Source organism: Pseudoalteromonas sp. SWYJ118 (assembly GCF_015864505.1).
GTDB classification, from domain to species: Bacteria; Pseudomonadota; Gammaproteobacteria; order Enterobacterales; family Alteromonadaceae; genus Pseudoalteromonas; species Pseudoalteromonas arctica.
In genome coordinates, this window is sequence record NZ_JADYXC010000001.1 from 211,201 (window position 1) to 235,342 (window position 24,142).

The 24,142-nt window shown below is 39.1% G+C and carries 20 protein-coding genes and 1 tRNA gene; 10 read left to right on the top strand and 11 right to left on the bottom strand.

Translation table 11 applies throughout. The features are described from left to right. Positions 1 to 73 precede the first annotated feature (73 nt). Complete coding sequence (locus I6F48_RS01070) at positions 74 to 727, top strand: hypothetical protein (protein WP_165740883.1); 654 nt, start codon at positions 74 to 76, stop codon at positions 725 to 727. 25 nt (positions 728 to 752) lie between these two features. On the opposite strand, the gene I6F48_RS01075 is transcribed toward I6F48_RS01070, so the two are convergent. Beyond that, positions 753 to 1,523 carry a DUF1223 domain-containing protein gene (locus I6F48_RS01075; RefSeq protein ID WP_165740882.1) on the bottom strand — a complete coding sequence of 257 codons (771 nt, stop codon included), beginning with the start codon at positions 1,521 to 1,523 and terminating at the stop codon, positions 753 to 755. A 177-nt stretch (positions 1,524 to 1,700) separates the two neighbouring features. On the opposite strand from I6F48_RS01075, the gene I6F48_RS01080 reads away from it, so the two are divergent. Further along, positions 1,701 to 2,378: a glutathione S-transferase family protein gene (locus I6F48_RS01080; protein WP_197118638.1), complete on the top strand. Its 678-nt coding sequence runs from the start codon at positions 1,701 to 1,703 to the stop codon at positions 2,376 to 2,378. Positions 2,379 to 2,430: 52 nt separating this feature from the next. On the opposite strand, the gene I6F48_RS01085 is transcribed toward I6F48_RS01080, so the two are convergent. The 6 genes from I6F48_RS01085 to I6F48_RS01110 form a co-directional block, all read right to left on the bottom strand. Further along, entirely contained in the window at positions 2,431 to 4,170 is a 1,740-nt protein-coding gene (locus I6F48_RS01085; protein WP_197118639.1) for a SulP family inorganic anion transporter, read from the bottom strand. 242 nt (positions 4,171 to 4,412) lie between these two features. Beyond that, complete coding sequence (locus tag I6F48_RS01090) at positions 4,413 to 7,352, bottom strand: TonB-dependent receptor (RefSeq protein WP_165727645.1); 2,940 nt, start codon at positions 7,350 to 7,352, stop codon at positions 4,413 to 4,415. Between the two features lie 624 nt (positions 7,353 to 7,976). After that, the gene (dps, locus tag I6F48_RS01095; RefSeq protein WP_010553097.1) at positions 7,977 to 8,501 is read right to left on the bottom strand and encodes a DNA starvation/stationary phase protection protein Dps; all 525 of its coding nucleotides are present in this window, start codon (positions 8,499 to 8,501) and stop codon (positions 7,977 to 7,979) included. A 236-nt stretch (positions 8,502 to 8,737) separates the two neighbouring features. Further along, entirely contained in the window at positions 8,738 to 9,106 is a 369-nt protein-coding gene (locus I6F48_RS01100) for a DUF2237 family protein (RefSeq protein WP_165727644.1), read from the bottom strand. Between the two features lie 136 nt (positions 9,107 to 9,242). Further along, entirely contained in the window at positions 9,243 to 11,111 is a 1,869-nt protein-coding gene (gene gss, locus I6F48_RS01105; protein ID WP_197118640.1) for a bifunctional glutathionylspermidine amidase/synthase, read from the bottom strand. A gap of 331 nt (positions 11,112 to 11,442) precedes the next feature. Continuing rightward, positions 11,443 to 11,829, bottom strand: coding sequence for a hypothetical protein (locus I6F48_RS01110; protein WP_007581468.1), 387 nt, complete (start codon positions 11,827 to 11,829; stop codon positions 11,443 to 11,445). A gap of 370 nt (positions 11,830 to 12,199) precedes the next feature. On the opposite strand from I6F48_RS01110, the gene I6F48_RS01115 reads away from it, so the two are divergent. The 4 genes from I6F48_RS01115 (at position 12,200) to I6F48_RS01130 (ending at position 16,496) form a co-directional block, all read left to right on the top strand. Beyond that, positions 12,200 to 13,033: a mechanosensitive ion channel family protein gene (locus I6F48_RS01115; RefSeq protein ID WP_010553100.1), complete on the top strand. Its 834-nt coding sequence runs from the start codon at positions 12,200 to 12,202 to the stop codon at positions 13,031 to 13,033. Between the two features lie 242 nt (positions 13,034 to 13,275). Further along, positions 13,276 to 15,348, top strand: a complete 2,073-nt coding sequence (locus I6F48_RS01120) for a catalase (protein WP_197118641.1) — start codon at positions 13,276 to 13,278, stop codon at positions 15,346 to 15,348. Between the two features lie 103 nt (positions 15,349 to 15,451). Next, positions 15,452 to 15,922: a GFA family protein gene (locus I6F48_RS01125; protein WP_165741088.1), complete on the top strand. Its 471-nt coding sequence runs from the start codon at positions 15,452 to 15,454 to the stop codon at positions 15,920 to 15,922. Between the two features lie 100 nt (positions 15,923 to 16,022). Then, positions 16,023 to 16,496, top strand: coding sequence for a VOC family protein (locus tag I6F48_RS01130; protein WP_165741087.1), 474 nt, complete (start codon positions 16,023 to 16,025; stop codon positions 16,494 to 16,496). 217 nt (positions 16,497 to 16,713) lie between these two features. Here the strand turns inward: I6F48_RS01130 and I6F48_RS01135 are convergent. Further along, a tRNA-Leu gene (locus I6F48_RS01135) sits at positions 16,714 to 16,798 on the bottom strand. A gap of 391 nt (positions 16,799 to 17,189) precedes the next feature. Between I6F48_RS01135 and I6F48_RS01140 the strand changes: the two genes are divergently transcribed. The 3 genes from I6F48_RS01140 (at position 17,190) to I6F48_RS01150 (ending at position 19,229) form a co-directional block, all read left to right on the top strand. Continuing rightward, complete coding sequence (locus I6F48_RS01140; RefSeq protein ID WP_165740955.1) at positions 17,190 to 18,179, top strand: fatty acid desaturase; 990 nt, start codon at positions 17,190 to 17,192, stop codon at positions 18,177 to 18,179. 303 nt (positions 18,180 to 18,482) lie between these two features. Then, positions 18,483 to 18,896, top strand: coding sequence for a GFA family protein (locus tag I6F48_RS01145; RefSeq protein WP_007581502.1), 414 nt, complete (start codon positions 18,483 to 18,485; stop codon positions 18,894 to 18,896). 111 nt (positions 18,897 to 19,007) lie between these two features. Next, positions 19,008 to 19,229 carry a hypothetical protein gene (locus tag I6F48_RS01150; RefSeq protein WP_165740953.1) on the top strand — a complete coding sequence of 74 codons (222 nt, stop codon included), beginning with the start codon at positions 19,008 to 19,010 and terminating at the stop codon, positions 19,227 to 19,229. On the opposite strand, the gene I6F48_RS01155 is transcribed toward I6F48_RS01150, so the two are convergent. After that, positions 19,218 to 20,414 carry an MFS transporter gene (locus I6F48_RS01155; RefSeq protein ID WP_165740952.1) on the bottom strand — a complete coding sequence of 399 codons (1,197 nt, stop codon included), beginning with the start codon at positions 20,412 to 20,414 and terminating at the stop codon, positions 19,218 to 19,220. The two genes, I6F48_RS01150 and I6F48_RS01155, sit on opposite strands and share 12 nt — an antisense overlap. Before the next feature lie 106 nt (positions 20,415 to 20,520). Between I6F48_RS01155 and I6F48_RS01160 the strand changes: the two genes are divergently transcribed. Next, positions 20,521 to 21,312 carry an AraC family transcriptional regulator gene (locus I6F48_RS01160; RefSeq protein WP_197118642.1) on the top strand — a complete coding sequence of 264 codons (792 nt, stop codon included), beginning with the start codon at positions 20,521 to 20,523 and terminating at the stop codon, positions 21,310 to 21,312. A gap of 36 nt (positions 21,313 to 21,348) precedes the next feature. Here I6F48_RS01160 and I6F48_RS01165 read toward each other — a convergent pair whose 3' ends face one another. After that, positions 21,349 to 23,409: a TonB-dependent receptor gene (locus tag I6F48_RS01165; RefSeq protein ID WP_197118643.1), complete on the bottom strand. Its 2,061-nt coding sequence runs from the start codon at positions 23,407 to 23,409 to the stop codon at positions 21,349 to 21,351. Between the two features lie 74 nt (positions 23,410 to 23,483). After that, the gene (locus I6F48_RS01170; RefSeq protein ID WP_197118644.1) at positions 23,484 to 24,140 is read right to left on the bottom strand and encodes a YoaK family protein; all 657 of its coding nucleotides are present in this window, start codon (positions 24,138 to 24,140) and stop codon (positions 23,484 to 23,486) included. Between the last annotated feature and the right edge of the window lie 2 nt (positions 24,141 to 24,142).

Consider the following 24,142-nt stretch of genomic DNA (forward strand, 5'->3'; position numbering starts at 1 on the left):
ATAGGGGCTCAGTAATAGGTATAATCGCTGCGTTTATTGGTTTTTATTATATTTTTACAAGGAAGTTGTTGATATGCCTGATGTAACGGCTCTATTTTATATTGCCATAATGGCCTTTTATTTATTGCGCTCAAATGATGGAAGTAAGTTAATTATAACTACGATCGTTTTAGCTGCTATTCCTCTATTTACGAGCGATTATTGGCAGTGGTTACAATTAAGTGGGCTGTTAAGTGTCATTATTTTAATTATAGAAAAAGAGAAAGCAGGGGCTACCGCAGGCGGTGCAATTGCGGTGTTAGTCGCTCTATTTATTGGGGCTTTTATTGTAAGTATAATTATTAATGCTGCATGGACATTTACGAGTAATTTTAAGCTTTCTACTTTTGAAGTTAAAGCTCCCTTAAGTTACGGATGGTCTACTCATATTATTTGGTTGTATTGTCTTACTTTTGTTATACCGCTATTTGCCATTTTACGCGGTATTAAAAAGCCCGTAGCATTCTTTGGCACTAATTTAACCGCACTCGCTTTAGCTGTATTACCACACTATTGCGGCTCATTTATTTATGGGCTTATGCTAAGCGTAGCTATTATTGCTTCTCTTTATTTAGTCGCTTTCGTGTTTAAAACAGATTCTGAACAACGCTTTATGTTTACGTATATGGGTATGAGTGGACTACTAACAAGCTGTATAGTTAAAGGTGTAATGGTGGCCTATTTTTAAACTTCAGCTGTTTATTTTATCCATATTAAAACCAATCTGCTGCAACTTGTAGTGGGGTAGGGTCGCTTTTTTCAGATACCCAAAATACTAAGGCTTGCTTTGTTGGCGATATTTTTTTAGCGCGAGGCAGGTTTAAGTCAGTTAATGATAATTGTTGCTTAGTTTGCATGTCACTTTGCTCGTAGCCAATAACAACAAAGTCGTGTTTTAACTTATGGCCTGCGTTTTCGCCGCTGTGTATTTGTGTTTCTATGCCAAAGCCTAACAGAGCTACATGGGCTATTAAGTTTTGGTTAGTATCATCTTTGGTATTAACAGTATCGTATTCGAGATTAATTTTACTATTGTTTATAGTCGCTTTTAAATTACCTAAATGAGGGGCTTTAGCTACAGGAATAGCTTGCTTATAAAACCAACCTTGCCACCCGCTGCCGTTAACCATAAATCCTGGGGTTGCTACAATCCTACTTTTACCGAGTGCTTTATAAGTACGTTGTCTTTTACTAAAAACAGCAGAGGCAAACGGGTCTTTCCATCCTAAATAATCCCAATAAGTAACATGAAAATTAATAGGGATTAAATCAGTCCATAGCTTTTCATCATCTGTAAACGTTGAAATCCAGCGCTCTGCTGGTGGGCAACTACTGCAACCTTGCGATGTGTAAAGCTCTAAAAAGGTAGTCGGATTAGCTGTACTGGAAATAGTTACTTGCTCAGCAGCTTGGCTTTGAAAGCAAAAAATTATTAACCCAACAAGTGAGATAAAAAATGGACGGGATAGTGCTTTAAAAGGCATGTTACTTCTCGCAAAGGTTGATATTGCATTCAGCCTAAATGATATTTACGAATGAAGTATCACGAAATACTCACAATTAAATCACGTTTTAACTGTATATTTTACTTGGTTAAAACTTAATTTGAACACCCGCTCAAGTTGTGTTTTAATCGTTGCTCAATTATTGAGGAACTTTACATGATTAAATTTTATTTTCACCATACTCCTAACCCAATGAAGGTTGCACTCTTTTTAGAAGAAACAGGCTTACCGTTTGAACTTGTTCCTCTTGATACTTTAAAAGGTGAGCAACATACACCTGAATTTAAAGCAATTAATCCAAATGCTAAAGCGCCAGCAATTGTTGATGGTGAAACGCGTGTGTTCGATTCGAATGCTATTTTAATGTACCTTTCTGAAAAATATGGAAAGCTAGAAGGCAAGGGCGATGACCGTGCTGAAATGCTGTCGTGGTTAATGTTTATTGCATCTGGTTTGGGTCCGTATTCAGGGCAAAGTGTACACTTTAGACACATGGCGCCAGAAGGGCTTGATTATGCGGTTAATCGTTATTTACGTGAAGCGCAGCGCCATTACGAAGTACTTGATACGCATCTTGAGGGCCGCGACTTTATTGTGGGTGATACGTATACCATTGCTGATGTATCTGCATGGGGCTGGATTGATAAAGCACCGGTTGTATTAGGTGAAGAGGGCTTAGCACCGTATCCAAATCTTAAGCGTTGGTTTGAAAGCATTGATAGGCGCCCAGCGGTTGCACGTGCACGCGTAATAGGTACTGATGTAGCATTTAAAAAAGAGTTTGATGAAGACGCTAAAAAAGCATTTTTCCCTTCAAATTACCCTAAAGTATAAAAAGTACTTAATACAATAAGCAGATCAGCTAGCTGATCTGCTGTTTAGTATTTTATGGCTGTGTGAGCGCTTCTTTATTTTCGTCTGACTCAAACAAGCTAACCTCTTGTGTGTGCTGGCTTACGCTATTTCTTTTTAGGGCGATGTATAGGTCTGAGTGAATGTATATACCCTCTGTTCCTGACTTCATTCCGGCAATTTCAAACCATGAGAGCAGCTGGCGTTTTCTGCCTGCAAGTTCAAGCCTTATATTGCGCTTTTTAAATATAACGTCGAGATCGGCAAGCATGGCCATTACACTTAAATCTAAGTGAGTAAAGCAGGGCACGGCATCAATTATTACGCATTGCGTATCGTCTTTTTGTCTTGCGTATTGCTCAAGTAATCTGCGTTTAAAGTAGCTGGCATTAAAGTAAGTTAAAGGTGAATTAAAGCGGTAAATAAACACGCCTTGCACCGCTTTTGCTTTATCTGTGGCGTCTAAACTTCTTACTACACCGTTAACATCTACGCCGAGTATATTATCGGTTGGGCGCATTACGGTGCGAATAAACTGAAATAACCCCAGTAATACAGCAAGTGTGATCCCTGGTATAACGCCAATAAATAACACGGCAAGTAAGGTGGCTGATGCGAGATAAAATGCCTGTTTATCTTTTCGTTTTAATTGCCAAACAGCTTTTAAATCGAGTAAATGAACAGAGGCAATAATGAGTACAACACCTAGCGCTGCGCTTGGAATAAATTCAAGTGGGGCTGTTAAAAATACGGCTATGACAGCAATAATGGCCGCTGCTATTATTGATACTAACTGTGTTTTACCACCTGTTGCATCGTTAACAGCGGTGCGTGAGTCGGCGCCACTGACTGCAAAACCTTGCGAAAGAGCTGACGCTATATTGGCAATACCTAACGCTCTAAATTCTTTATCGGCGTCTATGTCGTAGCCATTTTTAGCAGCAAAGCTGCGGGCAGTTAGCATCATACTAACAAAGCTCACGATGGCTAAGTTAAGTGCGGGGACCACTAACTCACGAATAATCCCTAAATCAAAAACAGGGGTATTAAAAACGGGAAGTCCACCTGTTACGGTGCCAATGGTTTTTATATCAAGCTGTTTTAAATCAAAAATCCACACCAAAAGCGCACCAAAGGCAATGGCGAACATAGATGCAGGCCACGTGGGTTTTACGCGTTTCATCACAAAATAAACCGCCAGTGTAAACAAAGCCATTAATAAGGTGGGGACATGTGTTTGCGCTAGGTATGTGGGCACACCACCTAAGCGTTCAAGTAGGTAGCGTTCGTCAAAGGTAAAGCCAAATACTTTGGAAAATTGACCAACAATAATAGTAATGGCTACGCCGTTTAGTAATCCCATTAAAATAGGTTTAGATAAAAAGTCGGCTAATACACCTAGCTTAAATTTACTGGCTATAAAGCACCAAAAGCCGGTCATAGCGGTCATGGTGACAACAAGTTGCCAATGTTTAAAACTGTCACCTGCAGCAAGAGGTGTTACTACTGCTGCAATAACGGCGCAGGTAGCAGCATCAGGGCCTACTATTAACTGTTTTGAAGTGCCAAAAAGTGCATATAACATCATTGGCAATATGCAAGAATATAACCCTACGGCAGCATTAACACCGGTTAGCTGTGCGTAAGCAATGGCAACAGGTAAAGCTACGGCAGCTACCGATAGCGCTGCTCTTAAATCATCAGCAAACCATTGTCGCTCATAGTGCAGCAATGTATCTAAACCCGGCATAAAATTATATAAACGCGACAGCACTTCAACTTTCCTGTTAATAGTAATAACGCTTTGATAGTAAATTTAATATTCAAATAAGTATAGCTAGAGGAGAGTATTTTTACGTAATACCCACTGTATTGAATTAGTTATTTACTATAGCGATGGAGGGTTATTTAACTCGGTAGAATAATCATGTTTTTAATAAGGTTGTATAATATAAAGCCACTTTTTTATAGACGTAAAAAAGCCTGCATAAAGCAGGCTTTAGTTTCCAGGGAAAATTAAAATTTAGCGCGAATACCAAAGCTGTAACGACGATCCGCTTCAGTGTACTTCCAAGCACCACCTAGTTCAGATAGGTAGATTGAAGGCTCACCCGTTAAGTTAGTCGCATTACCTACTAGCGTAATATTTTCGTTAATATCCCAGCTTGCAGAGAAATCTAACTGGCCTCTGTCGTCACGGTAGTTATTACCGTAAACAGTGCCTTCTGCTGAAATACTGCCATCTGAGTTAATATTTTCTACGCGTTTTTCGTTTTCAGTATCTAAGAAACTGTCACGGTAGTTATAAGCGATACGAGTAGAGAACCCTTCGTATTCCCAAAATACTTGTAAGTTATATGTATTTTTAGAAATATCTAATAGTGGGTTGCCGTTTGGTTGTTCGCTGTCTGCATACGTGTAGTTTGCATTAACACCTAAGCCAGAAAATGCACCAGGTAAGCTTGTAAAGAACTGTTGGTAACCCACTTCAAAACCTTGTACTGAGCCGTTTTCACCATTTACATTTTTAACTGTATCGATACCCGTTAGTCCTGCGTCACGCAGACCTGCAACATGGTTAAAGCCATCTGCATCTACAGGGAAATCAGTTGCGTCAGAGTATACTAGGTTGTCTTGTGAAACACCTGCAACGTCAAGCTGACATACTTGGTTCCACTGCGTTACGTTTTGACCAGTTGAAGTGCTTGAAGAAGCCTGACAGCTGCTTTCGTTACTTAAGAAAGACTCAACATCTTTATAAAATACAGCGAAAGATAGTACGTTACCTTCATCAAAGTAATGCTCTACTGATAAGTCGTACTGCGTTGCACGGTATGGTTCTAAATCAATAGATCCTTGCGTTGCACCCGTAATATCGTTATTAACGTCAAATGCAGGGCTTAGCTCGCTAAAGTCAGCGCGGCGCATAACTTTTGCAGCAGCAAAGCGGAATAATGTTTCGTCTGAGTAGTTATACGTAACGTTTAAGCTTGGTAAAAAGTCGCTGTAGTCATTGTCGCCAGTTACTTTTTCGCCATTAAGAAATACGCTTGATTCTAAATCTGTAGTCACATAACGACCACCCACAATCGCAGTGATGTTATCAAAGTCTAAGTACGCTGATATGTACACAGCTGCTGTATCTTCAACTACGTTACGGTATGCGCTTTCTTGGAACTCTTGGTTATCTGAAAGACTCCCCGTTGACGCTAGGTTAGTACCTGCAAGTAACTGCTGAAGTTGAGCGTAAGTATTTGCAGGGTTAGATAAACCGTTGTAGCTTAAAAACGTTAGTAGGTCGTTTTGACCAGAATTACCTAATTGGTCAAAAGAGTTGTCGTGGCTAACTGTTGTGAAGCTATTTGAAAAAGCAGCGTTGTAGTCATCAACCCATAAAGTAGCTAATGAACCATCTGAGTCGTTAAATGCATTTTTGTAAATGTCTTTAATTTCTACTTTGTATTGCTCATATTCGTAATCGCGGTTAGTAACACGTACACCTGCTTTTACTTTAGACACCCAGCTTAAGCTGCTGAGAGGTTCAAACATTTCAACATCAAAACGAATAGCTGTTTCGTCATTGTCTGTTCTTCTATCTTCACTTTTAAACGTACGTAGTGCTAAGTTTTGTGGGTCAGTAAATGCATTTGGATCTGAATGAATGATGCTTGGTAATTTATTACCGTCTTGAGAAAATGCACCATCATATAAATGATTTGTTAGCTGAGTTCCGCCACTTGCTTCAAATGTTGATTTTTCGATTGGGCGAAGTGTAAATTCAGAATCAGGTCTTACGCTTTCTGATGATGCTACTGCAATTTCACCAGAGATTTTTATACTGTCAGTAAGGTTCCACTCTGCACCAAGTGCATTTGAAAACGAGTCAGTTTCACGAAAGTCACTGTATGTTTTAGGGATACCAAATTCGTTTGTTAGCGTGTAATTATTTACGCCGTTAGCATCTTGAGTTGTATTTGCATCTGTTGATAACGAACCCGCAACACCTAATATAGAGTTACCACTTTGCTCACCAGAGCGTTTAGTGCCACTTAAATCTAGATACACCATGCCATTACCAGATTGCGGTGCCCACTGAAGTGATAAATTTACAGCAGTACGTTTACGTTGTTCTACATATTGTTCAACACTGTGCTCGTCTCGTACGATAGCGTTGCCACTTGGTGTATTACCTTCTTGGCCATTAATATCAATGTCTTGAGGTTTAACACGGCTAGACGTTTCATCTTGACGAATTTCACGATCTTGATACGAAAACATAGCAATAGCACCAAAGGTACCCATTTCGTCAAAGTCCCAGTTGTTACCAAGTGAACCACTAAAAATAGGTGCTACTTTTTCTGTTTTATCTGCATATTCACCATCTAATGAAACTGCGCCAGTTAGTTTATCTAACTCTAATGGGCGAACTGTTTTTAAGCTAACTGTTCCGCCTAATGCACCTTCAATCATATCGGCAGTAGGAGACTTAACTACTTCTACTGTTTTTAAGAAACTTGATGGGTAATCTTGTAAGCTAATACCGTCACGAGAGTCGCCAATAGTAGAGCGACCGTTTAATTCAACACGGTTTTGAGGTAAGCCACGAATCGAAACACTGTCACCCACACCAAAATCGGTATTAATAGATACACCAGTAATACGTTGCAGTGCTTCTGCAATATTATTATCAGGTAACTTACCAATGTCTTCAGCAACAATCGCATCTACAATACGTCCGTCAGTACGCTTAAGCATAGCGGCGGCTTTCATACTACCTAGCATGCCTTTTACTTCAATAACTTCAATATCTGCAGCTGCCGTTTCTGAAGCTGCCGGAGCCTCTTGCGCTGCAATAGTAGAAGAAGCCATTAATAAAAGGGCTGCTGCACTGATTGTTGTAGAGCTACTTCTTTTATGTTTATTAATTAATGTTGAAGTAATTTGATTGAGTTTCATGTATCTCTCCCGTTTGGGTACGACTTACGTCATTGTGTGTGTTGTTACTTGGTTTGGTTAACCAATTTAACTGCTGTTTCCCTGTAGTGTGTCATACAGGTGGTATGGTTGAAATTAGTCCAATTCAGCTTTTATTACAACCTTTGTTTACCAAAAATTCACAAGGTGTATTACAAAGTGTTCTTTTATTTTGCTTATATTTAATAAATTTAATGGCTTATGGTGTATTTTTATTTTTTATATTTTGAGTGAATTTTATTGAAGTATGTTTACCAAAGGCGTTTTTTTATATTATTTGTACTATTAAATACATTTTTTAGTGCTATTTTTAAATTTTATGCCGTACTTTTATACGTATTTAGTTTGTTTTTTAAGTGATGTTAAAATAATGAGATGTTCATTAAAGGTTGGGTATGGCTTATAAATTTGCGAAATAGTAAGGAGTATAAAATCATTCAATTTTATTTTGGTTATTTGTTTTGGTAATACCAATTTTCTATTGTTTTTATATGAATTTTGTATTAGAGCTTACTGATATATATCTATATATGATTATAAATAGAGTGATTTTTACGCAAAAAAAAGCCCAGCATATTAATGCTGGGCTTTCTTAGATTAAATATATTAGCTTTTTAACTCGCCTGTAGATGATTCTAAATGGGCTCTAATAAACCACTGAAATTGCTCTAGGTCAGCTAGTTGGCTGGTGATCATATCTTCAGACACCGGATCTAATTCAGAAAGAGTCTCAATTGCTTTGCGGTGATCGCCATTAACGCCGTTGTATACTTTATCAAGTGCGGCTAAATGCTCGGTTACTAAACCTTTACCTACTGAGTATTCGTTCCATGTACGACGATCTACAATTGATTTAGGCGTACCAACGGGCACTCCACCAAGAGTCGCAATTCGCTCTGCAATTGTATCTGTCATTTCGCGCACAATGTCTACTTGTGGGTCTATCATTTCGTGTACGCCAATAAAGTTAGGTCCCACTACGTTCCAGTGAATATGCTTTAAAGTAAGCTGTAAATCTATCAATGCAACCATGCGGTTATCTAGCGTAGCTATTGTTTTTTGAGCTGATTCGTCACTCATACCTGGCGCGGTAAATTTAGTTGTTTTGTTTGATTCGTTATTGTTACTCATAATTTCTCCTACATTAAGTAATGTGTTGCTCATATAATATGTTGCGTTATGAGCATGACTTAAACTTAATGAAGCAACTGTTATGCCGTAAGTTGATTACTTTCAAAAGTGATTTAAAAACATGGGGTTATGTTTTTATTTAAGATTTTAGAGGCTGGAGGGATGATTGAATTTTTGAAAAGCCTGCATACATTTGTAAAATCTGCAGACTTTAATTTAATAACGCTTAAGTGTATTTAAACTTTGGCTATATATTCGTGCGCTTTTAAAACATCGAGCGGCACTATTTCTAATGATTTTTTATTTGTGGCTTCAAGTACCACTGGTGGCGCTACGCTCGCTGCAATAGCATGAAGCCATCTTACTGCACACAAGCACCATTTATCACCGGCTTTTAAACCTTCGAAATCGTAAAGAGGGTTTGGGCTTATTAAATCGTTACCTTGTGATTTTGAAAACTGTAAAAACTCATCAGTCATAATTGCACACACACTGTGATTGCCAAGATCTGATTCTGGTACATAACAAAATCCTTCACGTGTGTAGCCACCATTACCGCAACATAGTTTTAAACGTGTGCCAAGTACATTAAATTGATTCGCCATGAAATACCTTAGTTTGTGGTGTTTAATAAATTTACTCTATCAGGAGTAACTCGCTTGAGATAGCTATAAAACTTAAAAGAGGGAAGGGGGTCTACACAAACTTAAGCCCGCAGCAAAATTGCGGGCTTAGTATTATTTATTTAATACGCAGTGCCATACAATCGCTATGGCCGTTTATGATCATGCTTTTATCAACACGTACGCCACCACCAGAGTATTTTCCGGCGGCTGTAAAACTACATATTTGTACAAAGTAGTCATCTACTTTAGGCAGTGCAAATAGTTGTTGGTATATTTGGTCTTGCTCGGCAAAGTGCCCCATTGTTTTTTCTATAACTTGCTGCTGTTCATCAACAAGTTGAATATTAGCACCACAACGTCCTACTATTGGTTTAACTACATAACCGGTTTGTAATAACTCGTCGTTAAGCTCAAACGCGGTATTAAGTAAATATTTATGATTAGGGAATAAACTCCACAGTATTGGTAAAATAGCCTTGTTACTTGGGATCAATGTCCACAGCGGTTCAAATACCATGACATTTTTACGCAGTAATACATCGACTAAGCGTGGCGTTTCACCAATTTTGAGTTGTGGTTCAAAGTTATCACCTAATGATTGGTCTGCTTCGCATTCTTCACGAATTTGATCAAGTGCGGTTTCCCACGACCAGGTTTTCCATACGTAACTCAGTTGTGCGCCGTCTTCATCTACTATGTTGCCTGATTCATTCCAGCGAAGTGTGCTTAAGCCAATTACTAACTTACACTCAAAGCCCGCGGCTTCAATAGCTTCTTTCATAAATAATGCGTGGTAATGCTCTTCTGGTTCATCATCTTGCAGAATATGAACAAGACCTTTTACTTCACTTTTACGCCATGCTTTTACGAGATCTTTAAATAAATTTTGGCCTGCATCTACACCTGTTTTAACACCAAAGTGTTTTGCCCATTTACCCTGAACTTTGCCGCTCTCCATATAACACGATGCCGAATCGCAATTGTATTCGTAAACTTTTAAACCTGCTGCTGTTAAGGCAAAGTCAAACCGGCTGGTAATTAATTGGTTTAAGCGGTTATCCCACGATTGGCGAATTTTATTAAGCACAACATCGGGTAAATTAAACTTTTTTAATAACTCAGGGTGCTGTAATACATAATCGGTTGCATGCATAAATAAGCCATGCAGCTCATTTGTTGCATGCTCAATGCTTTGCTGCGCCGTTTGAGATATCGCAAAGTAATTATGCTGATCCTCAGCTACTGATGTAAGTTTATGGCCTTGCATCATTTCTACGTAGGCAGCTTCATCGTCATTCGCAATATTTAACCATGACTTGTTTGCTTGGCCTGTATCTACTGCTTTATGGGCTTCTATAATAAATAAATCAGTGTTTAGCTCAGACGTTGGCTCAGCATATTCTGTTTCATCAGTTTGTGTCATCCAGCCTAAAATAGTGGCGTCGCTGTAAGAGCACTCAATCCAATAGTCGCCATCTTTAGTTACTTTTGCTTTTAGTTCACGGCACCAGTTTTGATTTGTTGGCCATATTTGATGTCCTACATTTTGCTCAGCAAGACGTATTTTATCTTTATGCACTTCAACAACGACAGCAACATGGCCTGTTTCTTCAAACTCGCCGCCTTCTTCCCATATAAGTAAGCTACCTACTTGAGGATGATGTTTTGCACCATTTTTAAACGCGTTTAGTGGCAATCTGTTTTGGCTATTTACATCGCGCACTGAACGCAGCTCAAAAATATCGTAAGCCATAGCAATATCATCAAAAATATAGCTATGGTTGAGATACATCCATCGACGTGCAAACTCAACGCATTGCCATTTATAGCCCATGTAAATGCCATCAAGGTAACTACGATAGGCGCTACGATTAGGATAAATGCTTTCGTCAGCCGTATCATAATCAGATGAATACACAGCAACATTACCAGGTGCATAACCTAATAAGGTACCAAAATCACTAGCAGGAGCAGAAGATTTCATAAACAAAGATGTTCAAAATAAAGGTGTGATAATTTGCTGACTATATGAGCGAAACTGCGTTATAGCAAGATATAAAATATGTTTTTACGAAGGGGGATAAGTAAAAAATCACTCATTCATTAAAGAGTGAAAATACGGGAGAGTACTTTTACTAATAGTGTTAGGTTTGGTGCTTTTTTGGCTTGTAACTGGTTGAAATTTATTAATATTTTTGGCGTGATTATTACTGTTTAAATCTCAATTAAAAAATGGAGAAGCTATAGGTAACTTCTCCACTTTTATTATTCATATTTAGTGATTTTTATAATATGTAAAGCAGGTTAACGCGCTGCTAAATCATTTCAGCATCTATATGGCGTATTAGGTTTGATACCCAATTAACATATTGGCGGTGAATTTTTTTGCCGTTGTAGTTTAAGTTAATAGAGTCTTTATAGTTGATTGAGTATGCCGTTTTGTCATACGCAATATCGACAGTTAATTGGTGTGTTCGAATATCCAGTACACCTTTTATTTTACCTTCACTCATAGGCGTACACTTCCAACCAAGCTGAATACATGCCTTTAGAATACCTTTTTCTACGTCAGCTTCACTGTTGGTAATTGTTGATGTTTGTGGAATAGGGTTTTGTTCAAAGTCTCTTACTGCAACAGATGTTGAACAACCAGCAAGTACAGTAAGTGCTGCCGCTGTAAGTAAAATTGAGTACTTTTTCATAATAATCCTTTGTTTTAATTTCATCCAATTGTGTTGTCTCGCCAATATATGCGCGCTTAGGTGAGATTATCGGTAAATTTATAGATGAGTGCCAGTAGTAATTAGAAAATTAAGAGAGCTAACCGAGATTTATATCGGGCATTAACTTTATTTATGAACTAGTTAAAGTTTAATTATTTAAGCTATAAACCAAGGGTTAAAGCAAAATTATGCGTTGAAAGATTTACGTGAGCGATGACATGTTTTGAGGGAACGCTCTTTCTTTATGTTTTAAATTACTCCTATAGTCGTACTTTAGTTAATTTTTTGTTAAACTATTGCGCTTAGTATGAATTGAAGTCAGTTAAAAGTTTTTAAAACAGGAAAAAAAATGGAAGATATAATAAACAACATTGATATTAATCAATATTTACCCGCTGCAATTACGTGGGCAACCAACATATTACTAGCGATTGCAATCTTACTTGCGGGCTTATGGCTGGCAGGCAAAGTACGCAATTTAATTATTGGCTTATGCCATAAATACACTCATCTTGATGATACGCTTTTTCGCTTTTTAGGCAGTATGGCTCGCTACATCATATTAGCGTTCGTTATTATTGCTGTGTTAAATCGCTTTGGTGTACAAACGGCCTCTATTATTGCTTTGCTAGGTGCTGCGGGACTTGCTATAGGCTTGGCGTTACAAGGTGCAATGTCGAACCTTGCCGCAGGCGTTATGCTACTTGTTTTCAGACCTTATAAAGTGAATGACTTTATTGAGGCCGCAGGGCGTTTTGGTAAAGTAACAGAAGTAGATATGTTTACTACTATTTTACAAACGTTCGATAACCAACAGGTTATTATTCCAAATAGTCAAATTTGGGGCGCGCAAATTATAAACCATTCACATCATCCAATTCGTGGTGTGGATATGCATTTTGGTGTTGCTTACGGTGAAGATACAACGGCTGTACGTAAAGTTATAGATGCCGTACTTGCAGCGCACCCACACATACTAAAAGATCCAGCTCCTTTTGTTGAAGTAGAAACTCTAAACAACAGCTCAGTAGACTTTTTAGTAAGACCTTTTTGTAAGGGCGAGCATTACTTCGATATTCTTTACACGGTGCCAGAGTTAATTAAAAAAGCACTGGATGAAAACAACATCGAAATACCTTTCCCACATCGTAAAGTTATTTTAGTTAACGAAAGCAAAGATTAACTAAATTTAAAACGATTTAAACCTAAGGGCACTTTTAAGTGCTCTTTTTTTGTGTGAAAAAGTTACATACCTGTGTAACCTTTTCTTTTATAAACCACTTCAAATACTACATTGTTATCTGTACAGCCCTTTTTTACTAGGTTGGATGGCTGGTCTTTATTTTGCATTTGCATAGTCGCTTTTAGCTTTAAAGCTCATAAAAACTATTGACCCATTAAATCAAACTGTATGAAGGACTAAACATGGCTGAATCATTTAAATACTCAGGTAATAAAGGGCATGGCGGTGAATTGCATCAAAAAGCGTCGGATGAACACCCTACCATGACCACCGCGCAGGGCTGCCCTGTAAGTGACGATCAAAACTCATTACGTGCAGGAAAGCGTGGCCCAGGATTATTAGAAGATCACATAATGCGCGAGAAGATCTTTCACTTTGATCACGAACGCATTCCTGAGCGAGTAGTGCATGCACGAGGTTACGGGGCACATGGGTACTTTGAAAATTACGACACGCTTGAAGATTTAACCTGTGCAGATATTTTTCAGCGAAAAAGTGAAAAAACCCCAGTATTTACTCGTTTCTCTACAGTTGCAGGTAATAAAGGGTCTCCAGATTTAGCACGTGATGTACGTGGTTTTGCGGTAAAATTTTATACCCAAGAAGGAAACTGGGATTTAGTGGGAAACAATATACCGGTTTTCTTTATTCAAGATGCGATGAAGTTTCCAGACTTAGTTCATTCAGCTAAAGCCGAGCCCGACCGAGGTTTTCCGCAAGCGCAAACAGCACATGATAACTTTTGGGATTTTGTGAGCTTATCGCCTGAGTCAATGCACATGGTTATGTGGGCAATGTCTGATAGAGCTATTCCGCGTTCATTGCGATTTATGGAAGGTTTTGGCGTTCATACCTTTAAATTTATTAATGCCAAAGGTGAAGAGAAATTTGTTAAATTTCATTGGAAACCAAAAGGCGGCATGCAATCTGTAGTATGGAACGAAGCACTTAAGCTAAACGGCGCGGACCCTGATTTTCATCGCAGAGATATGTGGGAATCTATTGGTAATGGCGACTACCCAGAGTGGGAGTTAGGTGTGCAGGTGTTTGATCAGCAATTTGCTGATGAATTTGAATTTGATGTTTTTGATGCCACCAAGCTTATACCTGAAGAGCAAGTACCAGTGCAAATTGTTGGCCGTATGGTGCTTGACCGTGTTGTAGACAACTTTTTTGCAGAAACAGAGCAAGTAGCATTTTGTACTCAAAACATTGTACCAGGGCTCGACTTTACACCCGACCCGCTACTGCAAGGTCGTAACTTTTCATACTTAGATACTCAAACTAAGCGTTTAGGTGGTCCTAACTTTACGCATATTCCGGTCAATGCGCCTAAATGTCCAATGCGTCATTTTCAGCAAGATGGCCACATGGCAATGCACAATCCAAAAGGGCGTGTTAATTATGAGCCAAACTCATGGAGCGGCGACGAAAACAACCCGCGCGAATGCCCAGTACATGGCTTTAAAAGCTCAAAGGAACCTGAAGTAAGCGGCGGTGATAAACTGCGTTATCGCTCAGAAACATTCAGCGACCATTACAGTCAAGCCCGTCAATTTTATTTAAGTCAAACAGAGGTAGAGCAGGCGCATATTCAATCTGCGTACGTGTTTGAGCTGTCTAAAGTTGAGCATTTACCAATACGAGAACGTTTGGTATCGCACTTGTTAAATATTGACGAAACCCTCGCAAATAAAGTTGCCGAAGGACTTGGCTTGCAAGAAATGCCAGACCCAGCTGAAGCTGCTATGCCAACACGTAAAGACTTACCTGTATCTGATGCGTTAAGTATTTTGAAAAATGCGCCCAACACCTTCAAAGGCCGTAAATTAGGTATTTTAGTAAGTGATGGCTTTAATGCAGAAATTTTTGAATCGGTTACCAATGCACTTAAAAGTGAAGGCGCAAACTCTGAAATTATTGCCCCACAAGTTGGCGGTGCTAAATGCAGTAAAGGTAAGCACTTTAAAGCTGATCAGGTTATTAATGGTGGTCCATCGGTTTTATACGATGCGGTACTTGTACTCACCACTGAAGAGGGAGCCGAAAAACTAGCTGCTATTGCAGAAGCTAAAGACTTTGTAAGTGATGCGTATGCACATATGAAATACATAGGCTACACACAAGAGGCTAAGCCTTTATTTAAAGCCGCAGGGCTCGATGACAAAGCAGATGATGGTTGGATTGATTTAGAGGCACACTCTGCCGATAAATTTATAAATACATTACGTAATTTAAGATATTGGAAACGTTAGTAAGCTCAATAATTAAAAAACCACAGCATGTAATTGTTGTGGTTTTTTTTAAGCTCACCTAGTTAAGGTATTAGTTCAAGCCAACAATAAAATTGGATATATTATGAAGCTTAATGGCGCTTGTCACTGTGGCAAAGTGGTATTTACGGTCAACTCAAAACACCCTTATCCTTATAATTTATGCTATTGCTCTGTATGTCGTAAAACCGCAGGGAGCGGCGGGTTTGTTATTAATTTGAACGCACAATACAGCACGCTTGAGGTTACAGGGCGTGAACACATAACTATTTATCATGCAAAAATAGGCGATAAAATCAGCCCTGCAGAGCGTCATTTTTGTAAGCATTGTAGTGCTAACTTGTGGTTATACGATGCACGTTGGCCTGAGCAAGTTCACCCCTTTGCTGGTGCAATAGATAGTGAGTTACCCATACCGCCAGAGCGCACTCATTTAATGCTTGGTAGTAAAGCAAATTGGGTAAATGCGCCCATTAATGAAGGTGACAAGCAATTTGAAGAATACCCTGATGAAAGTATTGCTGCTTGGCATAAGCGTTTAAACCTCGAAAAGTAACGCAATTTTTTGTATGAGCTAAGCTTAAATTTAGGGGCAATTAAACGCATATTTAGTTTATTAAATATTAAAAATCACCGCGTAAGTAAAGGAGAATATTATGGCAGTCCCAGCAATACCAAAAGGGTTTCATTCAGTTACACCATATTTAATTATGAATGACGCACAAAAAGCGATAGATTTTTATTGTGATGCATTTAGTGCTGAACACGTAATGCAAATGCCTTTACCTGATGGTGGAATAGCCCATGCAGAAATAATAATTGGTGATTCGCATATTATGCTTTCAGATAATGGTTCTGAAGAGCATTTAAAAAGCCCAAAAGAACTCGGTGGTACAGCGCTAAGCCTTATGCTTTATGTTGAAGATGTTGATACCGTATTTAAAAAAGCAATTGAGCTTGGTGCAACACTAATAAGACCCGTACATGATCAGTTTTATGGTGATAGGACCGGCACACTACAAGACCCATTTGGTCATATATGGATCATTGGTACACACAAAGAAGATGTTAGTGACGAAGAGTTAAATAATCGTATTGGGAATATAACAAATCAAGAGCAAGACGCATAACTAGCATGCTAATTAGATTTATGTACCTTCCTAATTACGTTGACGGCTTTAATGAAAGGCTTGTAGCTTTTGCTTCAACTCATCTAGGTTTTATCTTGTTATCGAAACCGTTTTCTGCCTAAACGTAGCTCACTTAGTAAAGCGAATTAGTATTAATTACTAGTTAAATTTTAGGCATAAAAAAACCTCAGCCAATAATTAGCTGAGGTTCAAAAAGTGGTACCAGCGGCCGGACTCGAACCGGCACTCCTTTCGGAAGGGGATTTTGAATCCCCCATGTCTACCAATTTCATCACGCTGGCATAATTTTTCTTTAATCTTTTAAGCATAAAAAGATAAAGAAAAACCACTTAAAATAAAAAGGATACTTATATACCTCTTATTCTGTATCCGCATTATACAAACAAAAGAGGGGGCGGCAAGCCTTTTCTTTTATTTGTATAAACAACTGGTTGATAATTGATCGTTTATAGCAAGGAGACTCCATCGGTAAATTTTTTAAGTCTTTTTGGACTGATATATAAAGCGAATATTTTGGGTTATGAGTGCTATTAAATTGTTATGCGATTGAATAAATAAGCAATTGAACTATTGATAATAGTTAATCGTATTACAAAAATTATTCCTGCTTTATGCCGATTTTGCGCTTAATTCAGGTATTATTTGTACAACAAGGTTTTTAAGACATTATATATGACTCAATTAAGTGCCAAACAGAACATTCAATCGATTGTTAAAGCAATTAAGGCAGAGGAAGCATCACTTCGTCAAAAGCACCCGTTACTTGCACATCAAAATACCTTAGGGTTAATTATTTTATTGCTATCGCTTAGCGCACTAATTGGTGTTGGTGTTTTATATTATTTAGCCATCATACCTGCTTGGGTATGCATAGTACTTGCGGCTATTGCTGCATCTATTTCCCATGAGTTAGAACACGACCTTATACATAAACAATACTTTAGTAACCAGCCATTTATGCATAATTTTATGATGCTAACAGTATGGTTAATGCGGCCAAATACTATTAGCCCGTGGTACCGACGTAAAATGCATTTACACCATCACAGAACCTCAGGCACACAACAAGACTTAGAAGAGCGCTTGGTGGGCAACGGTATTAAAAACCCATTCTTACGTGCGTTAGTTATTATGGATGGGTTATTAGGGTTAGTTATTTCTACTAAACGTTTTAGAAAAGAAATTAATGGCTTTAGTTTTTCGAGTGTTTTTAATGCGGGATTTCCGATAGCGACTGCGTATTTTGCTGTTTTATACAGCGTTATTGTATTTCATATTGTTGATTTATTTATACCACTTTCGCTAAATTCGCCTAGCTGGTTGTTAAGTACAATGAATGTGTTCGAATTTTTAATGGTTGTGCTCATTGTTCCTAATATTATTCGCTCAAGCTCGCTTAATTTTGTTACCTCAAGCATGCATTACTATGGCGGCGTTAATAACATGCTTGAGCAAACTCATGTACTAACGAGCCGTTTATTTATGCCGTTTCACTTGTTTTGTTTTAACTTTGGTAAAACGCATACCATCCATCATTTTGTGCCAAATCAGCCGTTTTATTTACGTCAAATGCTAAGTGAAAAAATACTTAAAGTAATGGCGCAACACAACGTGCGCTTTAACGATTTTGACAGCATAAAAAATGCTAACGCATTTAAATAATTACCCCCAACATAAGGGGAGGTTCTACATTGCTATTCTTATTTTATGATCTAAACACATATAAAAAATAATTTAGACGCACCACGTTACGCTATTAGCTTAACGTGGTATTGCTGTTTTATTTAAAACATCGGATCATGTTTGTAGCACTTGCTCAACGTTGAAAATCACTCTCAAAAATTAAAAATCTAACCGAATATACAAATGAACCGGCGAGCAATTTTTTATATTTTAAAAATAATGAATCGATACTGCCGGTCTTATATCTCGATTCAATCTTCATAAGCATTAAGGATTTAAATAATGGAAATTACTGGAAGCTGTTACTGTGGTGAAATTAAATACCAAGCAAAGTCTCAAAATAATAATGCACTTGTTTGCCATTGTAGCGATTGCCAACGTATGTCGAGCGGCCCATTTAGAGCCGTTATAATTGCAGAGCCAAATTCGGTAGTATTTACCCAAGGTGAGCCAAAAGAGTTTGTTAAAACAGCGCAAAGTGGTAACAAGCGTGCGCAAGGTTTTTGTGGTACATGTGGTACAACACTTTATGCAACTAACGAAGCTAAAACTGACCGTGTATATGGCTTGCGTATTGGTGCGGTTGATCAGCGTGAACAGTTTACGCCAACAGCACAAATTTGGGCTAAATCAACATTGAGCTGGTTGAGCGGCTTACACGAAGTACCTGCGTTTGATACAACCCCACAAAACTAGTTAGTTGGAGTTATTAGTAATACTGATCAAAAATCACTTTTTTAGTAAGCGGTTTGAAATTTATTTTACCAAATGACTGTCTACTTATAAGTCAGTCATTTGGAGAATAACATGTGTAGTTCACCTAAAAGCAGCCGAGCAGTTAAAAAAACAGCCATTAGTTTTAATGATGAGCTTACTCAAGAGCAGCGCTTGCGTTTTGCTGCAAAGGCTAATTTAGCACAAGAGCGCCGTGAACAGCGCGAAGCGACTAATAAACGCTATGAGCAAAAACACACGAGCAACAAAACTTCGTCTGGTTTATTTTCGTGGTTACAGCAACTAGTTAACTGATTTAGCTAAAGTAGTGTTTTTACCACTGCCTAAACCACATAATGCACACAGTACTCCGGCAATAGCGCACAGCCATAATGGCGCAGCCCAACTTCCTGTAGTCGTGTGTAATGCACCAGCTAGCATAGGACCAATAGCCGCGAGTAAATAACCTACGCTTTGCGACATACCTGAAAGCGATGCTGCTTGTTGCGAATCATCGGTTCGTAAACTAATAAACGACAACCCCAATATAAAACATGCTCCAGAGCAAAAACCCAGCATTAAGGTCCACACAAAGGCATAGTTAGGCATGTAAAGCAGCCCCAATGCACTAAATGCACTGAGCATAGCTAAAATAAAGCTAAGCGCGCTTTGATCTTTTAATTTTGCCAATAGGGGGATTAATATTAAACCCGGTAATGCAGTCGCAATTTGAAAAGCTCCATGATAAGCACCCGCTTGCGTAGCACTTTGGCCTGCTTCGGTTAATATGCTGGGCAACCACGTAATAATTATATAATTTAAAAAAGAGTTTAAACCCAGTAACAAGGTAATTTGCCATGCTAGTAAATAGCGCCATACACTTTTTGACGTGTCAGTGTGTTGAGCAATACTCGCGGGTTTTGTGTGCTTACTTAATTGCGAGATCCATACAATAATACTCGCCAGAGTAATAAGAGCTGATGAGCCCAGCGCAAGTTGCCATCCTAATCCGTTTAACTGACTAAGCGGAAATACCAAAGTGGAAAACCCACCCGATACCACGCCCATAGTAAGCACGTAGGCTGAGGTCATTAACGCAACCTTTGCAGGAAAGTCGCGCTTAATTAAACTTGGTAATAATACGTTTGCGATGGCAATACCTACACCAATAATAGCGGTGCCTACAAAAAGCATGGCTGAGGTATTTATTACCCGCGCTGCAACCCCCGCAAGTATAAATAACAAAGCCACAAACAAGGTGCGCTCTAGCCCCTGCTTTTTAGCAAGAGTTGCGGCCATTGGCGATACAACCGCAAAGGCAATGAGTGGCAATGTTGTTAAAAACCCAGCTTGCGATGCGCTAAGCCCAAAGTGATTAATAATTTGTTCAAGCACAGGTGCAATACCTGTAAATGTGGCGCGTAAATTTGCGGCAATAAGTAATATGCCAAGCACAAGTAATATGCCAGCAAAGCGTGATTTAGGTGTGTTATTTAACAAAAGGGAAGACCATTAAAGCTAATACTTAATGGGCGCTAGTATAAAGGCTTAGCAAAAACTATAATTTAGAGATAATGACATTAAATAACTAAAAACAGACAAAACTATGTTTGATGCAATTGGCTGGGACGACATTAAAAATTTTGAAACTATGGCGCAGCCCATAATAGCCAAAATAGAGCACGCCCATGCAAGTCACGAAATACCACTACATACCCATCCTAAAGGGCAGTTAATTTTAGCGCTGCATGGTTATGTAACATGTGAAGTGTCGGCAAAAATGTGGATGGTGCCTACGCACAGTGCAATTTGGATCCCAGGACAAAAGGTGCATAGTAATAGGGCGTCTGATAACGCAAAGCTTTGTCATTTATTTATTGATAGTAGTAAAAACGGTATGCCGCTAAATACCTGTACGTTAGCTATTACGCCGTTAGTTAAAGAGCTAATGTGCGAGTTGTCTGCGCATAATCAGCACTATACTTTAAATAGTAAAACAGCGCGTTTAGCGCAGGTGTTATTTGATCAACTTATTGAAATGCCCGTACAGCCACTGGATTTTGTATTATCTAAAAATGAGGTAATTCAAACTATGAGCGATCAGCTTATAAACAAGCCAAACAATCGAAAAACACTACCACAATGGGCTAAGCAGTTTGCATTAACTGAGCGCACATTAGCGCGGTTAATTAAAAAAGAAACCGGTATGACATTTGGAAAGTGGCGTACGCAATTACATATAATTACAGCCCTAAAAGCGCTTTCAGATAAGCAAAGTGTGCAGCAGGTGTCGGAGTTACTAGGGTATGAGTCGGTGAGTGCATTTATTACTATGTTTAAAAAGGTAATGAAAAAGTCGCCCATGAAATACATGAGCGACTTAAATCAATTAAATTAGCTTAGCCTTTAAATCAGTTTAGCTCTTAAATAAGCATTACCACGTATAAGTTGCCGAAAGCATCGCGTTACGAGGTCTACCCGGGAAGTATCTGTCGCCGGTAAAACTGGTGTAGTCGGCGCGCTCTGCATAAGCTTCATTGGTTAAATTAATAATGCGAGCAAGCACTTCAAGGTTATTAGTAACTTGCCACTGAGCGCGCAGGCTTAAAACATCATGCCCTTGGTATTTATTTAAGTTTTCTGGGTCGGTGTAGTAGTTACCAACGCGGTGCCACTGCAAAGCAAATTGCGCGTTGTTTAATGCCTGCCAGGTTAAATCGAGATTAGCAATATTACGCGGCGCGGTATCTATGTCGTTGCCGTTTATATTTAAACCGTTAAGTATTTGGTTGTTAGTATAAGTATGCTTTGCGTGAGTGCCTGCAAAGTTAAGCGCAAGCGACTTTGTGAGCTGGTAGTCAAGTTCAAGCTCAATACCGCGATGGCGAGAGCTGCCATTATTTACCGTAAAAAAGTCACTATCGCGGTAAATCGTATTGTGTTTACTCATAGCGTAAACCGACACGCCATAACGTAGTTTTTCGTAAATCCTTTTAATACCCAGCTCTGCGTTATTGGCTATTTCGGCGCTTAAATTTGCAGTGGTTTGCTCGCGTTGTAATTGGTAGAGCTCAGCCGCTTGTGGCGCTCTGTAACCGCGAGAAAAGTTTGCATAAAGCGTGTTATTTGTATTGTACTGATAACTAACCCCAAGCTTTGGCGATAGATTACTAAAACTATTTTTTCCACTTTCAGGGCGGCTGTATCGGCAGCCACCAAAGCCGCATTCTGTTCCATCGTCTTTTGTTCTGCCTGCTAGCATATTATTGGTGTAGTCGTACTGCATATGCTCGTAGCGCACACCTGCGGTAAGTAACCACTTATTTAATTGCCAATCAATAGATGCAAAAGGGGCATAAAGCGTGGCGTTTACATCGTAATCGTAATGCTTACCTTGTGGCACTGTAGCAACTAAAAATGCAGAACCTTGAGTGGGCTCATTTTGGCTTTGAGTAAAGTCGGCTTGCGTGTATTCGCCATCAAGCCCTAGGTTTACTTTTACATTACTTTGTAAATTATGTTGATAAAGCGATTGCACACCAAAGCCGGTTTGACTGTTTTTTTCAAGCGGTGTACCGGGTAAAAAGTGCTTAAAAAAGTCCATGCTTTGGTCGCGAAAATATAACGTAGTAGAGAGCACATCATCGTTATTTAATTGCCATGTTGCATTGCTCCATGCTCTAAATGCGCGTGCTTTTCTAAATGCGTCTGGGTCAAAGTTTTTTTGCGAGAGGTCTTCGTTTTTATAGCTTTCAAAGCCTGTAATAAATCCAGCCGTTTGCTGATCGAGGTTTGTGTAAGTAAGGCCTGAGGTAAGTAATAAATTATTATTTGAATAGCGATGGCGAATATTAACTTTTTGTTGCTCTACGCTTTCGTCGTCGCGGTAACCGCTATCGTCGGTAACACTTGCGTTAATGCCTATACCACTGTTGCCGTAATCTTGCCCTGCGCGTAATTTATAACGAGCATAACCGTATGAACCATAATCTAGACCAACTAAACCACCGCCTTGTGTGGTGTCGGGCGTTATTACATTAATAACACCGTGCACAGCGTTTGAGCCATAAAGTGCAGAGCCAGGGCCTTTTAGCACTTCAATGCGCTGCGCCATTTCGCTGTGCGCCTCAAATAGCTCGTTTATATTACAAAACCCAGCGGCTCTCAGTGGTATGCCATCCTCCAAAGTCAATATGCCACCACAAGCGCCTGCGCCCGAAAGCACTTGTGAGCGAAGCGCGGGTAAATACTCCTGGCCATTTCCGCGTTGAATATTAGCACCTGCTACACGTTGTAGAGCTTCTTCAATATGGGTAGGCGCTATACTATTTAGCTGCGCTTGCGTTAGTGTGCTTATTGATAAAGGAAGTGGGGTAGATAGCGCTTCAATACGTGATGCCGTAGTTGTTATGGTTTCTATTGCATCGTTGTTTTGATTATCGGCAAACGCAGTGTGGCTAAAGGGTAATAGCAGCGGCAAAAAATAAGGTTTCATACATTCCTTGAAAGTAATCTATATTGCATTACCTCTATAATATGAGGTTTTAATGTGCTTTTAAACTCGTTGCGTTAAAGCGTACGTAACCTATAAACCCGATACGTAATTGATAAAACAAAACAAGCCACAGCAGGAAACACCAAAGTAAGCACTTGGTAGTGTTCAAATAAAATAAAGCCGATTACACCACCTAATAAAAAGCCCGCAATAATAAGTAAAAACATAACGCCTTTACGCGTATCAAATTGCTCACCTTTAAGTGCTTTTCCTATCATTAAACCAAGGTCAGTAAAAATACCCGTTAAGTGTGTGGTACGAACTACTGCGCCACTGTAATTAGTCGCTAACGCGTTTTGTAAACCACATGCTGCTGATGCAAGCGTAATTGCATAAACATAAGATTGATTAAGTAGGTAGGCACTTGCTAACAGTAAAGCGCCTTCAATAAATAAGAGCGTGTCGTAATGCCGGCCAAGTTTTAATGAACGCCCTGCAAGTAAAAAACCAGAAAGCGCAGAGCCCAGCATAAAGCTTATTAGTATGCTCAATAACAGTAAAGCGGCTGAAGTACTGCTCATTAGTTTAATACCTAACAAGGTAACAGAGCCAGATAAGTGCGAAATAGCCTGGTGCTCAAATCCTAATAAGCCAACAGCGTTTACTACGCCCGCTATAAATGCGAGCGTAAACGCGCCATATTCAACCCACTTTGGTAGTTTTGTAAACATTG

Bases quoted from the DNA above. Each gene is read 5' to 3' on its own strand.
- I6F48_RS01070 (WP_165740883.1), top strand. From the start codon at position 74: ATGCCTGATGTAACGGCTCTATTTTATATTGCCATAATGGCCTTTTAT.
- I6F48_RS01075 (WP_165740882.1), bottom strand. From the start codon at position 1,523: ATGCCTTTTAAAGCACTATCCCGTCCATTTTTTATCTCACTTGTTGGG.
- I6F48_RS01080 (WP_197118638.1), top strand. From the start codon at position 1,701: ATGATTAAATTTTATTTTCACCATACTCCTAACCCAATGAAGGTTGCA.
- I6F48_RS01090 (WP_165727645.1), bottom strand. From the start codon at position 7,352: ATGAAACTCAATCAAATTACTTCAACATTAATTAATAAACATAAAAGA.
- dps (WP_010553097.1), bottom strand. From the start codon at position 8,501: ATGAGTAACAATAACGAATCAAACAAAACAACTAAATTTACCGCGCCA.
- I6F48_RS01100 (WP_165727644.1), bottom strand. From the start codon at position 9,106: ATGGCGAATCAATTTAATGTACTTGGCACACGTTTAAAACTATGTTGC.
- gss (WP_197118640.1), bottom strand. From the start codon at position 11,111: ATGAAATCTTCTGCTCCTGCTAGTGATTTTGGTACCTTATTAGGTTAT.
- I6F48_RS01110 (WP_007581468.1), bottom strand. From the start codon at position 11,829: ATGAAAAAGTACTCAATTTTACTTACAGCGGCAGCACTTACTGTACTT.
- I6F48_RS01115 (WP_010553100.1), top strand. From the start codon at position 12,200: ATGGAAGATATAATAAACAACATTGATATTAATCAATATTTACCCGCT.
- I6F48_RS01120 (WP_197118641.1), top strand. From the start codon at position 13,276: ATGGCTGAATCATTTAAATACTCAGGTAATAAAGGGCATGGCGGTGAA.
- I6F48_RS01125 (WP_165741088.1), top strand. From the start codon at position 15,452: ATGAAGCTTAATGGCGCTTGTCACTGTGGCAAAGTGGTATTTACGGTC.
- I6F48_RS01130 (WP_165741087.1), top strand. From the start codon at position 16,023: ATGGCAGTCCCAGCAATACCAAAAGGGTTTCATTCAGTTACACCATAT.
- I6F48_RS01140 (WP_165740955.1), top strand. From the start codon at position 17,190: ATGACTCAATTAAGTGCCAAACAGAACATTCAATCGATTGTTAAAGCA.
- I6F48_RS01145 (WP_007581502.1), top strand. From the start codon at position 18,483: ATGGAAATTACTGGAAGCTGTTACTGTGGTGAAATTAAATACCAAGCA.
- I6F48_RS01150 (WP_165740953.1), top strand. From the start codon at position 19,008: ATGTGTAGTTCACCTAAAAGCAGCCGAGCAGTTAAAAAAACAGCCATT.
- I6F48_RS01160 (WP_197118642.1), top strand. From the start codon at position 20,521: ATGTTTGATGCAATTGGCTGGGACGACATTAAAAATTTTGAAACTATG.
- I6F48_RS01165 (WP_197118643.1), bottom strand. From the start codon at position 23,409: ATGAAACCTTATTTTTTGCCGCTGCTATTACCCTTTAGCCACACTGCG.
- I6F48_RS01170 (WP_197118644.1), bottom strand. From the start codon at position 24,140: ATGTTTACAAAACTACCAAAGTGGGTTGAATATGGCGCGTTTACGCTC.